The 14,207-nt window shown below is 68.4% G+C and carries 11 protein-coding genes; 6 read left to right on the forward strand and 5 right to left on the reverse strand.

Features of this window, described 5'->3' with window-relative positions; all coding sequences use genetic code 11:
* Positions 1 to 488: 488 nt before the first annotated feature.
* The gene (locus FREUN1FDRAFT_RS04810; RefSeq protein ID WP_006538833.1) at positions 489 to 1,697 is read right to left on the reverse strand and encodes a glycosyltransferase family 4 protein; all 1,209 of its coding nucleotides are present in this window, start codon (positions 1,695 to 1,697) and stop codon (positions 489 to 491) included.
* A gap of 1,162 nt (positions 1,698 to 2,859) precedes the next feature.
* Between FREUN1FDRAFT_RS04810 and FREUN1FDRAFT_RS45855 the strand changes: the two genes are divergently transcribed.
* The 5 genes from FREUN1FDRAFT_RS45855 to FREUN1FDRAFT_RS04835 all read left to right on the forward strand — a co-directional run bounded on the left by FREUN1FDRAFT_RS45855 (position 2,860) and on the right by FREUN1FDRAFT_RS04835 (position 9,011).
* Positions 2,860 to 3,717 carry a glycosyltransferase family 4 protein gene (locus tag FREUN1FDRAFT_RS45855; protein WP_255348191.1) on the forward strand — a complete coding sequence of 286 codons (858 nt, stop codon included), beginning with the start codon at positions 2,860 to 2,862 and terminating at the stop codon, positions 3,715 to 3,717.
* A gap of 142 nt (positions 3,718 to 3,859) precedes the next feature.
* Entirely contained in the window at positions 3,860 to 4,876 is a 1,017-nt protein-coding gene (locus FREUN1FDRAFT_RS04820; protein ID WP_006538835.1) for a UDP-glucuronic acid decarboxylase family protein, read from the forward strand.
* A 345-nt stretch (positions 4,877 to 5,221) separates the two neighbouring features.
* On the forward strand, positions 5,222 to 6,286 hold the full coding sequence (locus tag FREUN1FDRAFT_RS04825; RefSeq protein WP_006538836.1) for an NAD(P)-dependent oxidoreductase: 1,065 nt from the start codon (positions 5,222 to 5,224) through the stop codon (positions 6,284 to 6,286).
* Positions 6,287 to 6,793: 507 nt separating this feature from the next.
* Positions 6,794 to 7,954, forward strand: a complete 1,161-nt coding sequence (locus FREUN1FDRAFT_RS04830; RefSeq protein WP_006538837.1) for a glycosyltransferase — start codon at positions 6,794 to 6,796, stop codon at positions 7,952 to 7,954.
* A 169-nt stretch (positions 7,955 to 8,123) separates the two neighbouring features.
* Positions 8,124 to 9,011 carry a TylF/MycF family methyltransferase gene (locus FREUN1FDRAFT_RS04835; protein ID WP_006538838.1) on the forward strand — a complete coding sequence of 296 codons (888 nt, stop codon included), beginning with the start codon at positions 8,124 to 8,126 and terminating at the stop codon, positions 9,009 to 9,011.
* Between the two features lie 270 nt (positions 9,012 to 9,281).
* On the opposite strand, the gene FREUN1FDRAFT_RS04840 is transcribed toward FREUN1FDRAFT_RS04835, so the two are convergent.
* Positions 9,282 to 10,529 (reverse strand): DegT/DnrJ/EryC1/StrS aminotransferase family protein, encoded by a 1,248-nt coding sequence (locus tag FREUN1FDRAFT_RS04840; protein ID WP_006538839.1) that lies wholly within the window; start codon positions 10,527 to 10,529, stop codon positions 9,282 to 9,284.
* Entirely contained in the window at positions 10,526 to 11,269 is a 744-nt protein-coding gene (locus FREUN1FDRAFT_RS04845) for a sugar transferase (RefSeq protein WP_006538840.1), read from the reverse strand. The genes FREUN1FDRAFT_RS04840 and FREUN1FDRAFT_RS04845 overlap by 4 nt, the downstream gene beginning before the upstream one ends.
* 267 nt (positions 11,270 to 11,536) lie before the next feature.
* Between FREUN1FDRAFT_RS04845 and FREUN1FDRAFT_RS04850 the strand changes: the two genes are divergently transcribed.
* On the forward strand, positions 11,537 to 12,319 hold the full coding sequence (locus tag FREUN1FDRAFT_RS04850; RefSeq protein ID WP_006538841.1) for a DapH/DapD/GlmU-related protein: 783 nt from the start codon (positions 11,537 to 11,539) through the stop codon (positions 12,317 to 12,319).
* A gap of 87 nt (positions 12,320 to 12,406) precedes the next feature.
* Here the strand turns inward: FREUN1FDRAFT_RS04850 and FREUN1FDRAFT_RS47625 are convergent, their stop codons facing one another.
* Together FREUN1FDRAFT_RS47625 and FREUN1FDRAFT_RS04860 are read right to left on the reverse strand one after the other, a co-directional pair.
* Positions 12,407 to 12,985, reverse strand: coding sequence for an acyltransferase (locus tag FREUN1FDRAFT_RS47625; protein WP_006538842.1), 579 nt, complete (start codon positions 12,983 to 12,985; stop codon positions 12,407 to 12,409).
* Entirely contained in the window at positions 12,945 to 14,207 is a 1,263-nt protein-coding gene (locus tag FREUN1FDRAFT_RS04860; RefSeq protein WP_198144241.1) for a glycosyltransferase, read from the reverse strand. Before FREUN1FDRAFT_RS04860 ends, FREUN1FDRAFT_RS47625 begins: the two co-directional genes overlap by 41 nt.

Raw genomic sequence — 14,207 nt, forward strand, 5'->3', positions numbered from 1 at the left:
AGCCGACCAGACAGTGGCCCTGTATATTGCGCGCTCGGGCCCCGCACCAGAGACGTCAGCCGGTCTCGGCCCCTCATTTCTGGTAGCCACGCGGCGAGCTGGGTGGCCACCCGCCAGCGCATCGGACAACTCACACGAAGGTCTACATTAGATGAGATCTTCAAGCTCTCGTCAGACACGCACACTTCGTATCACGCTAACCGTTCGAAGTAGCGGACCCAACCAGTGTCGCGGAATGTTGACCGCCTACCTTCCCGAACAGTTCTGAAAGGCAGCAGAATTGCCGCATGTCGCGACACGGGCAAGCAGCGGGGCATGAGCGCGCCTGCCAGGGCGGGCCCCCGGAGGTGGCCTGGATGACGACGGCGGATCAACGAGATCACCGGATGGACTGATCCGCTGGTCGGTGACGCCGGCTCATCCCTGCCCGTCGCCACGACGTCGAGGCAGGCACCTGAGCACGAGGGTGGCGGAGCCTGTTCCCTGTTCTAGGCATTGACCGGCTGCCTGGACATCCGTGCCGCTGCGACATCGATGGCCGCCGCCTCGTATCCACGCGCCGTCGCCGTGATCGAGTAACGGTCCACTCGCTCCCTGATGCGGGCCGGCAGTCCGGGGTCCGTGAGACTGTCAACCGCCGCGGTCAGGGCGGTGACGAGATCGGTCACGTCACCGGTGCGGAAGACTCGGCCCAGGCCGCGCACGAGGTCAGGACCACAGCCGACGCTGTCGCTGACGACCGGCAGCAGCCCGCAGGCCATCGCCTCGTTGACGACCAGGCCCCAAGGCTCGTGGGACGACGGCAGAACGAGGATGTCGCCGAGGCTGTAGACGTCCGGGATCTGAGACTGGTTGACGAATCCCACGCAGGCGGCTGCCAGCCCCTGGCACGCCTGTTCCACCTCCGCCCGCAGAGGGCCGTCCCCCATGATGATCAGCGCCACTCGATCACCCATCGACCTGACCGCGGACACGACATCCAGCGGGCGCTTCCACTCCTGCAGCTTCCCCGAGAACAGCACGACGGGACGGTCGGTGGGCAGACCGAGCTCCGTCAGACGGGCGGCCCGGCCAGGGCGACTGGTCGCCGCCGCCGCGGAGAACCGGTCGTTGTCCACCGAATAGGGCGCGAAGAACTGGCGCGCGACGGAGAACCGCTCGTAGAAGGCCGCGTTGAGCTCACCGATCGCGAGACCGGCCGCACAGTGGCGCACCGACGCCCCCGCAACCGCATCCCGCAGTCGTGCCTTCAACCCACCCGCCGAGCAGTGCGGCCGGGCCTCGCCGCGCAGCAGGTACGGCCGCCCGCTCGCACGGGCCAGGATGCTGCCCGTGAGCATCCACGGACTCGCATGACCGTGGATGACGACGACATCCTGCTCGCGGATCCAGGAACGCAGGTTTCGGGCGATAGTCCCGGCATTCCCGCGTCCCCTCTGCCCCTCGTTCAGGAACCGGTGTGGGTAGCCGTCGAGCAGATCGATGTCCCAGGTGATGTTCAGGCCGAATTCCTTGTCCAGGTAACTGCGTGCGCCGGCCGCGGACAGGAATCCCACTTCCAACCGGACCCGCTGCCGGCCGGCAATCTGTCGATACAGGGGCACCTGGTACTGGATCAGATGCGTGGCGAGCACCCCGAGCCGGGGCGCTGTCGGATCAGTGGATCCGTTCCGGCTGGTTCCCTCAGGTGTGCGCATAGACGCTCCTTGTCCCTTCGTTCGGGATTCTTCTGCTCTGGGTGGGCGCGCTGGCGTCACTGACGGGAATCAGCTCGGCAGGAACCCGCAGTCGGACATCCCGATGAGGACAGTGACGTCCGCGCGCGCGGCCGACTGGTAGTCCGGTGTTGTCGCCGAAGCGGGCCTGCGGCGCACCGATCTCGGGCGGGAGGAGTGGGTCACGAGCAGGATCCGCGGTCGCCGGTCTTCGCTCGCGGCACTGCGGTCTTCGCTCGCGGCACTGCCGAGATGTGAGCTCCGGGACCCGGCGGCTCCGCACCGTTCTCCGACGTCCGCGGGCCCCTTTCTGATCACACTGACAGTGCGGCCACTATAAGCAATGAGCTAGCCACTATCCGCCCCTACACGCCGACAGGGAGGCGGCCTCGCCCGGACACGAGAAGGCCTCGGAATGGCGAAAATCCGGACCTTCGGTGCTGGCGGGTTCGGCGAGACGACAGTGCGAGGTGCCCTCGACGCCAGTGGGCACGAGATCGCCGCCCGCGGGCACGAGATCGCCGTGGCACGCGCTCTGATCCGCTCGTTCGCGAGGTTCTGCCGGCGTTCGCTGGTCACGGCGCCGGGTCACCGGCCTCCGTCATCTCCGTCCCAGCCGTCACATCAGCAATCACCGCCATGCCGCCCGGGGCAGCTAATATCCCGGTTTCGACCCACACGAAGGGTGGAGCGAGAAGCACTTAATCCGCACCGGCCGGCCTGTATCAGGCGATACTCCCGCCGAGGTCGACGACTCGCCGATCCAGCCCGAGAATTCATTCCGGGAAATTCGATCTGTAGGATCACGGGCATGCCTCGATCATCCTTTCGTCGCACCGTCGCGACGGAAGAGCCGACCCAGACTCCCTGCCGGATTCTACTCCTCGCGCCATCCCAAGGTCTCGGCGGCGGCATCGAGCGGTACCTGTCGACCGTGGAGGAATGCCTCCAAGCCGGCGGAGTCGAGGTACACCGGATCGATATGCTACGTCCGGAGCAGAGTCTCACCGCTGCCCGCAGAATCCGCTTCGCTCTCCGTGTGGCGTACACCGGCCTGCGATTGGGGCAGATGGACTGCGTGGCAACCGGTCATCGCAACATGATCCCCGTGGCAGCTGTGGCCGCGAAGATTGTGGGTGCCAGGATGGCCCCGATCGTATTCCACGGTAACGATATCTGGGAGCTGCCGCGCTCATATCGTGCACTGGTTTCTCGGAGCGCTACCCTTTTTCCTCTGACCGTCAGCTCCTACAGCGCAGGGGCGTTGTCAACGCTCGGGCTCGCGCCGATTCTCCCGCCGAGTATCGCGCCTGCCTGGCGCACGACGCTCATCGAGGAGAGCCGGAGGCGAAGACCACCGGCGGCCGTCCCGACGGTGCTGAGTGTGTTCCGACTGCCAGCCTGGGAAGGCAAGGGCCTGCCTGTCCTGGTCGAGGCGCTGGCAGCGATCAGGCAGCGCACCGGGCCGGTGCGCCTTGTCGTGGCGGGCCGCGGGCCGCTACCGGGGACGCTGCGGGATTTCGCCTCGGCTCACCCGGAGCTGGAGTTGCATGAGAACCCCGATGACCATTTCCTCGCCAGTCTGTACGGTGAGGCCGACCTCTTCGCGCTCTGCACTCGCACCATGCCTCCGAGCAGCGGCGAGGGCTACGGAATCGTGCTGCTCGAGGCCCAGCTCGCGGGATGTCCGGTGGTCGGTCCCGCATCCGGCGGATCGTACGATGCGTATCAGGAGGGACTGACCGGGGTGACGCCTGCGAACGAATCCAGTGAGGCCCTGGCCGCCGTGCTGTTGGACCTGCTCACCAACAGGCCCCGGCTTGCCCGGATGAGCAGCCGGGCAGCCGAACTGGCGGTGGCCACGACCGATCCCGCCGACTACACCCGAAAGGCCATCACGGCGCTCACCGGAACTCCGCCGGCAGTCCGTCCGCACCCCGGTGTTCCCAAGCAGCGGGTGGCTTTGGAGCGGCTGCCCGAACGTCTCACCACCCGAAGCTGACCAGAAAGCACCTTCCTCAGCCGGGTGGACATGGGCCGTCATCTTTTGGCATGGTGTTCCGTGATAGCGCGAAAACGCCTTCGTAAAGCCCTGGCTGGGCATCGGTCCAGACGAAAACCACCCACCCAGCAGGAGGTCGGGCGTGCGTGTAGTGATAACCGGTGGCGCTGGATTCGTCGGCAGCCATCTCTGTGATCGGCTGTTGACCGAGGGGCACCACGTCATCTGCCTCGACAACTTCCTCACCGGCAGACACTCGAATGTAGCGCACCTACAGAGCGAGCCACGTTTCCAGTTGCACTGCCAGGACGTCACGGATTCCGTTGAAGTGGACGGCCGGGTGGACGCAGTACTTCATTTCGCCTCGCCCGCCTCGCCCGTCGACTACCAGAATTTTCCGCTGGAAACTCTGCGGGTCGGCGCCCTCGGCACCCTGCACACGCTGGAACTGGCAGAAAAGCATGGCGCCCGGTTCGTTCTCGCCTCAACTTCCGAGGTCTACGGCGACCCAGCGGTGCACCCCCAGCCGGAGACATACTGGGGAAATGTGAATCCGATCGGCCCACGCAGCATGTACGATGAGGCAAAACGCTATTCGGAAGCGCTGACGACCGCCTTTCGCGCGACGAAGGGGACGAACACCGCTATTATCCGCATCTTCAACACCTACGGTCCGCGCATGCGCCAGGATGACGGCCGGGCAATACCGACGTTTGTAACCCAGGCGTTGAACGGATACCCGGTCACGGTGGCCGGCGACGGCCGACAGACCCGGTCGGTGTGCTACGTGGACGACCTCGTCGAAGGCATCGTCAGGACGCTGGCCAGCGGCGTCGCCGGGCCGCTGAACATCGGAAACCCGCATGAGATGAGCGTTCTTGAGCTGGCCCGCCTCGTCATCGACCTGTGCGGCGCCGACGTACCGATCGTCTTCGTGCCCCGGCCCGGGGATGATCCGATGGTTCGGCAGCCGGATATCCTTCGCGCCCGCACCGAACTCGGCTGGAACCCTACGGTCGACATCCAGAACGGACTCCTGCGCACCATCTCGTGGTTCAGGGCAGAGGCTGTCGCGGCGGCGTCTCCCATGACGGACGTGCCGCTCCCTCGCCAGGAATCCGCTCAGCCGGCACGCGCGCCACAGACCCCGGGCGGTTGATGGCACAGGTGCTTCGCCGGCACGATCAAACGTCCTCCGCGTTCAACCGCGCCCGCACGAGAACGGGGAGCATCGCTGCCGAAGAGATCGTCCAGCCGAAGATCCTCGCGGACGAGCAGGCCATGGGAGCGTCGATCCGGGCCACGGCAGGCCCTTTCCGCTCCTACCAGCGTGCTGATCTCCGACACGGCGCTGGTCGACTTGTCCGAACAGGGATCGGCGCGCCTCCGCCGTCGACGGTGACCGGCGCCTACCGTCTCCCTTCGCGACATCGACTGTGGGTAGTCGAGTCATGGCCACAGCGGCCGTGCAGCCAGCATGGAACGCCGAGGAGGGACACAGCCCGTGCCTGCCGGTAGACCGTCCACCACAACTGGCAGCCCGTCTGCCGGGCTCGCCCCCACCGCGGTCCAGACCGGGCCGCGCCGGCGGGACGGTCCCTCGACCGTGCTGCTCACCGGCGGCACTGGTCGCGTCGGCAGGTGGGTACGTGCCGCGCTCCAGGACCGCGATCTGATGCTGCTCGGCCGGAGCGACCCACACGCCGAGGCCTGGGAACGGTGGATGCCCTTCGACCTCGCCGCCGGGCAGCTCGAGCTCTCAGCGCCGACGGGTGCCGCGCTCTGCCACCTCGCCTACGACAACGCCGATCCAAGCCGGAATCCAGACATGGCGCTCGACCTGGTGGCCGCGGTGAATGGCTGCCCCGACATCACGCGGGTCGTTGTCGCCAGCACGATCTCCGTGTACGGAACCGGCCACCGCGGCGTCATCGACGAGGCCAGCCGATGCCAGCCGCGCAGCGCCTACGGCCGGGCGAAACTCGCCAGCGAGCAGCCCTGGCTGCGGGCGTTGCGGCCAGACTGCGAGCTCGCGGTGCTGCGCCTCGGCGCGGTCGTCGCGGCCGGTCACCCGGCGTCCTACGCGTTGGTCACCGACACCCTGCGCCGCCCGCTGCGAGCCGCGCTGCTCGGCTCGGTGCGGCGCGGTACCGGGGTGTACTACGTCGCGGCGCAGACCGCCGCCGCGGCGATACGGTTCGCGCTGGACTCACCGTTGCCATCCCGCCGGGCCGTGTTCAATGTCGTCGATGACGAGCTGGGCTCCAACACGGATTATGCCGCTATGCAGGATGTCGTGCGGTCCCTGGCGGGACAGCCGCCACAGGCCCGGATCTCGCTGCCGGACGCGATTGTCGCAGCCGCCGACCGGCTGACCGGCGGGCCACGCAACACCGCCCCCATCAGCTCGGCCGCATTCCGGTCCGCCGGTTTCGTCAATCCTGCACCTCTGCGGGACGAGCTGGCCCGCATTGTCGGGACAGTTAAGGGCACACCTCCTATCAAAAACGGTCACGCGGCACCCGCGGGAGGCAGCCTAAGGAAACGAGTCCACCAGCGAGCCAGGTAAGGCCAGGTAAGGCCAGCTCGGTTTAGGCTGGTACGCACCCAGGTCGGCTCAGACGTTCCCCTGGCAACCGACTCATGGTGCGTTTCAGGACACACGAACGGCATCAAAAGCGCGGCACGGGACACGAACCCCTCATTCATCGGCAACGGCACCAGGCCAGGTGCCACGACACGCCGCCATGAAGACCTACCACCACTCGACACAACCTATAGTAATCATCGTGAACGCTCTCCGTGACACGAAGCGCACGATCCGACCCTCGGCGGATGTAGGCCGGGAAACGCCCCCCGCGCTTCTTCTGGCGCCACCGGCCGGGCTGGGCAGTGGTAGCGAGCGTTACGTCACCACTGCGGCGGAGCTGAAGTCCGAAGGCGCGGAAGCACTACGAATGTATTTCCATGAGCCGGGCCGCCGACGGGCGCCACGGCCCCGGTTCGCCGTTCGGACATTCTCCCGCGCAGGGCGGTCACGCCAGGTGCACACGGTCGCGACCGTCGAGGAGCCCTCATGCACATCGTGACCGTAGTGCCGGCCGTCGACGCGCGCAGCGGCGGCGGCGTCGGGGAGCGAGGAGTGCAGCTCGCCCGCCGGTATCCGCGGCTCGGCGGCGCTGACGTCAGTTCCGAGGTGCTGACTCTTGACCTCGACCTCACTCCCGACCACCTGAAGATGGCAGCGCCAGCCACGGTCACCGCGCTCCCCTGCCGAAACCGCAGGTACTACCTGCCAGGGAGTCCCACCGCGATAGCCGAACGGGTGCGCGCGGCCGATGTCGTCCACCTCATCAACCACTGGACCGTCCTCAATGCCCTCGCGGCCGAGGTGGCTGCTCGCTGCGACGTGCCGTACGTGTTCTCGCCATGCGGAGCGCTGCCGATCCGGGGGCGGAGTCGCCTGACGAAAAGGGCCTACGACCTGGCCGTCGGCAGCAGACTGGTCCGGCGGGCCGCTGCGATCATCGCGGTTACCGACCCCGAACGGGCGGACTTCGTTCCGTATGGAGTCGACCGACACCGCGTGCTCGTCGTACCCAACGGGGTCTCGGCGTCCGACCACGAACAGGACACGGCAGGGAAGGTTCTCGCCCGGTACGGCCTCACCCGACACCGCTATGTCCTGTTCCTCGGTCGACTGAACTGGATCAAGGGAGTGGATCTGCTCGTCGACGCGTTCATCTCGACGGTCCCGGCTGAATCCGGCTGGCGCTGCGTGGTGGCGGGGCCGGACCAGGGAATGCTGACCGACCTCACCGCACGTGTGTCGGCGGCAGGCGTCGGCGATCAGGTCTGCTTCACCGGTATGGTCCGTGGCCCCGAACGCACCGAACTGTTGCGCGGCGCGGCGCTGCTGGTGGTCCCATCTCGCCACGAGGCAATGTCGATTGTCGCGCTGGAGGCCGGGATCAACGGCACACCCGTTCTCATCACGAACAGCTGCGGATTCGACGAGGTCGAGCAGATCGGAGGCGGCTGGGTTGTGCCCGCCACGACGGAAGCGCTGGCGGGTGGGCTGCGGGTCGCGCTACACGACCCGCAGGAGCTCGAGCGGCGCGGGGAGGCGCTTCGGAAGCTCGTCTCCCACTCGTACACCTGGGAACGGGCAGCGGGCAGCCACCTCGAGATCTTCGAGAAGGTGGTGGCGAGCCGGCGTCGCCACCCAGCCAGCTAGCTGGCAGCTAGCCTGGCCGGTGATCATCAGTCGGGCGGCAGGTGCGACAGCCGCCGTTTCGTGCCGCACTCCACGGTTCCCCAGCGAATCGGAACCAGGCCGGCATTTCGACACATTTCAGAGGACGCGGGAACGCATAAACTTCCCGCAAATACCAGCAGGGGTCAAGATGACATATTCGACAACTACCACCAACACGGAAACCGCGCCCGGCTCGTCCGAACTCACCGAGCGATACCTCACCCTTCTCCAGGATACTCTTACGTTCTCGCTGTGGGACAGCCTGGACGGGCAGGTATGGATTCCCGAGGGCACCGCCAAGCGCGCGCTCGTGCGGTTCCTGGAAAAATATGGGCTGGAGATCACCCGGCGCACCACTGCCGAGAAGCGCGAGCACGGCGGGGACTGGCCACGGCTCGCCCACACGATGACAGGTTCCCTCAGGATGCGGAACCTTCGGGACAGCGTGGAGACTGTGCTCGCCGAGGGAGTCCCGGGCGACCTCGTCGAGACCGGAGTGTGGCGCGGCGGTTCATGCATCCTGATGCGAGGAATCCTTTTCGCGTATGGAGTCGATGACCGGACCGTGTGGCTCGCCGACTCGTTCAGGGGACTACCCAAGGCAGATGCCCAGCGCTACCCCGCAGACGCCGGTGACCGCCACCACGAGTGGGCTGCCCTCGCCGTGAGCGAGGAGGATGTCCGCATGAATTTCCGGCGCTACGGGCTGCTTGACAGCCAGGTGCGATTCCTGAGCGGCTGGTTCCGGGACACCCTGCCCACCGCGTCGATCGAACGGATCGCCGTACTCAGGCTCGACGGGGACATGTACGGGAGCACGATGGAGGCACTCGACGCACTGTATCCACGCCTCTCCGACGGCGGATTCTGCATTGTGGACGACTACGGCGCTGTCGAGGGATGTCGCCGCGCGGTGGAGGACTTCCGGACGCAACACAACATCACGGAACCACTCACGAAAATCGACTGGACCGGGGTGTACTGGCGCCGAAACTCGGATGATCGCCGCGAGTCTCTGGACTCCCCTGTCGCATGACTGGTTCACGCGTGCGGCTCGGCGGGACGCGGAGACCGGTGTCCGACGCCGGAAATCTCGCGGGTAGGTGGTACCCGATTCGGTGAGGCGCGTTCTGGTCTGGCCCTGCCGCCGTACGGATCGTGCTGTCCGAGTCCGAGCGCGCCAGGTCGAGGACGTCATCGTCCCGACCCTGCGCCGCGCACCTCGGTCCGCGATCACAGGGTCGGGACGGGCTCCTCGGCCGGCGGGGACCGTCGCGGCCGGCCCGGAAAGTGTTCCCGTTGATCTTCAGACGGCCTGGTCGATGGTCGCCTCCGCCAGCACGTCGGTGACGAGATCCGCCCAGTGGTGCATGTCAGCGGGCTCGAGGGTCGGGTGGACGAGAAACGCCAGCGATGTCCGGGCCAGGTCGGCGGCGGCCGGCAGCGCACGGGCGGGTCGCCACTCGACGGGAAAGGCCTCCTCGCGGTAGACCTCGCCGCAGCTCCCGACGCTGCACGGGACCCCGACGGCGGCCAGGGCCGCCAGGATTCGGTCCCGGTCCCATCCGTCGCGCAGGTACTCCGGTCGGACGAACGCGTACCAGCGGTAGTAGGCGTGTTCGACCCACGGCGGCGGTGTCGTCGTGCGCAGGGCGGGCAGGTGACCGAGACGTTCGGCGAGGATCGCCGCGTTCCGGCGGCGTGCGGCGAGGTCGGCCGGCAACCGCGGTAGGGCGGCCCGCCCGACCGCGGCCGCTATCTCGTGCATCCGCGCGTTCGTGCCGAACGAGTCATGCAGCCAGCGGAATCCGGTGCCCTGGGCAGGCTCATGCGCCTTGCTCCAGTTCTTGCCGTGGTCCTTGTAGGACCACGCCGCCTGATACAAGGCCGGATTCCTGGTCGTGATCATCCCTCCTTCGCCGGCGGTGGTCAGAATCTTGTCCTGGCAGAAGGACCACGCCGCCACGTCGCCCCAGGAGCCGACAGGGCGCCCGCACAGCCGCGCGCCGTGCGCCTGTGCGCAGTCCTCGACGACCGCGATGCCGTGCTCGCGCGCGAGTTCGAGCAGGCTCCTCATCTCGGCCGGCCACCCGGCGAGGTGCACCGCGACGATGGCCTTGGTGCGCGCGGTGAGCCCGGCCAGCACGGTCCGCGCGGTGAGATTCTGGGAGTCGGGGTCCACGTCGACCACGACCGGTCGAGCGCCGAGCGCAACGGCACAGCTCGCGGACGCGATGAAGGTACGACTCGGCACGATCACCTCGTCGCCCGGCCCGACCCCGAGGACCCGCAGTGCGATCTCGAGCGCAATCGTTCCGTTGGACACGGCCACGCCGTACTCGCAGCCGACCGCTGCCGCGAACTCCTCCTCGAATCGACGGCCCTGAGTGCCGGTCCAGTAGTTCACCGCGCCGCTGCCGAGCACCTCGACGGCGGCGGCGACCTCGGCATGACCGAAGACAGGCCAGGTGCCGCGCACCGCGCTCTCCTGGGGGACGACGGCCTGGGCTGGCAGTCTCGCCGGGGCCAGGCCGGTGGGCGTGGACTCGGTCATGCGACGCCTCCGGCCAGCACACGCGGCGGTGGGCGCTGGCCGTCTCCGGTCCGGTCAGCGCGCAGGGGCGCTGTGGCGCGCGGGTGGCCGCGACGCCGGCGAGGATGCGATCCGGCTGCTGGCGCGCAGCGGCATCCGCCCTCGCCCTGGCAGTTCCCGAAGTCCTGGGTGACTCCGCTGGCGCCGTAGGTGCCGTCACCAGCCACCGCCGTCAACAGGGCACGCCAGAGGATGACCAGGTCAAGACGCAGGCTCCAGTTGTGGATGTACCACAGGTCCAGTTCGATCCGGCGATTCCAGCAGATCTGGTTCCGGCCGTTGACCTGGGCCCAGCCGGCGATTCCAGGGTGGACCTGGAGCCGGCCCATCTGTCTGGCGGAATATCGGTTCACCTGGCTCCGGACCGTAGGCCGGGGCCCGACAAGGCTCATCTGCCCAGCCAGGACGTTGAGTAGCTGGGGTAGCTCGTCGATGCTCATCCTGCGGAGCACGCGCCCGACCCTGGTTGTCCTCGGGTCGTCCTGCCCTGCCAGCAGCCCGAGTCCGGTGTGCTCGGTTCCTACTGTCATCGTCCGCAGTTTGAGCATCGTGAACGGTTCGCCGGCGACGCCGACTCGCTCCTGCCTGAACAGGACCGGGCCGCCGTCGTCCACCTTGATGGCGACTGCGGCGACGGTCAGCACAGGCGCGGCCACAGCGAGGCCCGCCAGGGATCCGACGATGTCGACTGCCCGCTTCACGCCTGGAAGGGGCAGCGGCTCGACGGATGGGGGTGACCATCCGACGGAGGGCTGCGTGGCCGGGTCCGCTGGCGACGCCGCGGGAGGAGCTGAGCGCTGCCGAGGTATCGCGACCGTAGTCATGTCCACACGAGAAACTTACTATGAGTAAGATCATTGTTACGTCAAGAGGTCGCGGTACCCTAACGGAGAGTCAGTTTGAATCACCATGTGTAGCGGAGACCGTCGTACAGGCACGGCACCGGCCGTGCGGAGGGGATGAGAACGTTGCTCCGAAACCGGCTGTTCCACGCGAAGGCGGCATCGGATGTCGCACCTGCCACCGGGCTCGCGACCGGCTACGCGCGCCTCATCCAGCGCGGCTCCCGAGGCGCCGCGCTGGCCGCCTCCTGGACCAGGATCATTCTGGTGCGGATGACGCAGCCCGGAGTCCAGGTGGGGTTCGACTCCTTCATCGGGCCCGGATGCACAATCCGCTGCGCTCCCCGCGGCACGATGGTCATCCGGCGCACGGTCCTCATCCGAGATGTCCAGCTCGAGGCCGCCGACGGAGCGCTCCTCACCCTCGACACGGCCTATCTCGCCGCCCATTGCGTGGTGGTGGCCCGCCAGCGGGTGGCCGTCGGCGCCGGCAGCCTACTGGCCGAGATGAGCGTGGTCCGCGACCAGGATCACGTGGTCGGGCCCGGCGTCCCGGGTATGGCGATGCTGTTCTCCGCGACGCCGGTGACACTCGGCCGCAACGTGTGGATCGGCGCCAAGGCCACTGTGCTGCGGGGCGTGACCATCGGCGACGATGCGGTGGTCGGGGCGGGCGCGGTGGTGACCAGGGATGTACCGCCCGGGGCCAGGGTCGGAGGCGTGCCAGCGGTGCCGTTGGGCACGTCTCGCCCCGATGCGGCGCCTGCCGATGAGCGGGATGATGTCCCGGCCGCCGCGGTCCCGGCCACCGCTGCCGCCCCAGCCGTTCTGCCTGCGCCGCGCTCCGCGGTGCAGCCGATCTCCGCAGCACGAGCGGGCTCCGCGACAGCCTCGCAGCCGGACTCCTGACACGGAGGAACGTCACACCGTGAGCACCCTGACCCGGGCGACAGGCGAGTAGGCCGGGCGGGTCGCTGACCCGCCGCCCGCCCGGCATCAGCTGTGCTCGAACAGCTCCTGCAGCCGCCGGTGCTTCTCCTGCTCGGGCAGCCGGCCGGTACCCACCGAGGCGGCGAGAGTACGGGCGCGGAAGTCCGCGCAGGATCCCACGACCCGCGCCGGCACCCCGGCCACCACCGATCCCGCGGGGACGTCCCGGTTCACCAGCGCACGCGCGCCGATCACGACGTCGTCGCCGATGGTCACCCCGGGCATGATGAGCGCACCGAGCCCGATGAAGACGTTCGACCCCACGATGATCGGGGCGACGACATCAGCCTCCGGATGATCGTCACGCAGAACCCAGACAGCCCCGTCGTGCGTCACGAACCTGACCTCGGCCGCGACCACCACGTGGTCGCCAAGGCGGATCAGGTACGGCTCACTACCGAACGTCGACCCGCTGACGCCGATCAGCCGGCAGCGGTCACCCAGGCGGACCCCGATCCGCCGGGCGTAGCCGATCGGGTCCGTCCGCTGCTGGTAGCGCAGGTGAAGGGCGACCGGGGCCCGGCGGGCGATGCCGACGAGGCTGTCAATCCTGCGCTTCGGGCGCTGGTACCCCTGCTCGGTCACTGCCTGTGCTCCAATCTCGACGATCCGGCGACACGGCGTGACGATCCGGCGGCGCCCAGGATTGCGTCGGCGATATATCTGCGGTTCTTCTCCTGATCGAGCAGCTCCTCGGCCCGCTCACGCGCGGCCTGCCCGCGCCGAGCCAGACCGTTCGCACCGGTCCCCCCTGCAGCGCCGCCTGGTGCAGCTCGAAGGCCGCGCGCACGGCGACCGTGAGGGCCGCGGGATCACCGGGCGGCACCAGCCAGCCGTTGTGGTCCTTCACCAGCTCCGGCAGCCCGCCCACGGCCGACGCGATGCTCGGCACCGCGCAGGCGGACGCCTCCGCCACGGCGCCGTAGTTCTCCGACAGCGACGGGCTCACGCTCACGTCAGCCGCCGCGTAGAAGGGACGCACATCCTGGGCGGGGCCGGCCCAGACCACCGAGGCGGCGCCGGGCAGCCCCGCCGCCCAGGAACGCAACCGGTCACGGTAGGCCTCGCCGCCCGGGCCGTGCCCACCGCCGACCAGCACCAGCGTCGCGGGCCCGGAGCGCGACGCGAACCGGGACCAGGCCTCGAGCAGGACCTCATGCCCCTTGATCCCCTGCCCTCGGTGCACCAGCCGCTTCGGCGGGTAGAAGTAGGCGACGCAGACGGCGACGAAGGCTGACGGGTCCAGGCCGAGCTCCGCCCTCGCCTTCGCCCTGGCAGCAGCGCCGGGCGGGACGAACGACACGAGGTCGACGCCGTAGGAGGCGGTCGGCAGCCGATCCGGGCGCACGCCGAGGGCGAGGTAACGCTCACGCAGGTGCCCCGACGAGCAGACAACCAGGTCATCCGCCCGGGCGAACCAACGCTCCACCAGCTCGATCAGCCGGTTCTCCAGGTAGAGCGGCCCCGCCACCATGTGCACCCGCGCCGGCCGCCGGCTCGGGCCGCGCCCGAGGGAGGCAAGCCGCGCGAGTACCGCGGAGGCGTACAGGTGGTAGTGCAGCACATCCGGGTCGAGCTCGCGCAGCAGCGTACGGAGCTGCCACACACCGGCTGCCTGCCGCAGCGGCGAACGCGACGGCACCGGCGCCGGACTGCGGACGACCCGGATGCCGCGCTGGGCGCAGCGCCGCGCGAGCGCGCTGTCCTCCTCGGGAAGCAGCACGACCACCTCGTGACCGTCGTCAGCCAGCGCCGTCAGGATGGGGATCGTCCACAGGCAGCCGTTTCCGGTCTTCAGAACAGTCAC

It is taken from the genome of Parafrankia sp. EUN1f (assembly GCF_000177675.1).
In the GTDB taxonomy this organism is placed as follows: Bacteria; Actinomycetota; Actinomycetes; order Frankiales; family Frankiaceae; genus Parafrankia.

What these genes read in the sequence shown, in the direction of transcription:
- FREUN1FDRAFT_RS04810 (WP_006538833.1), bottom strand. Translation starts at nt 1,697, where the DNA reads ATGCGCACACCTGAGGGAACCAGCCGGAACGGATCCACTGATCCGACA.
- FREUN1FDRAFT_RS45855 (WP_255348191.1), top strand. Translation starts at nt 2,860, where the DNA reads ATGGCCCCGATCGTATTCCACGGTAACGATATCTGGGAGCTGCCGCGC.
- FREUN1FDRAFT_RS04830 (WP_006538837.1), top strand. Translation starts at nt 6,794, where the DNA reads ATGCACATCGTGACCGTAGTGCCGGCCGTCGACGCGCGCAGCGGCGGC.
- FREUN1FDRAFT_RS04835 (WP_006538838.1), top strand. Translation starts at nt 8,124, where the DNA reads ATGACATATTCGACAACTACCACCAACACGGAAACCGCGCCCGGCTCG.
- FREUN1FDRAFT_RS04840 (WP_006538839.1), bottom strand. Translation starts at nt 10,529, where the DNA reads ATGACCGAGTCCACGCCCACCGGCCTGGCCCCGGCGAGACTGCCAGCC.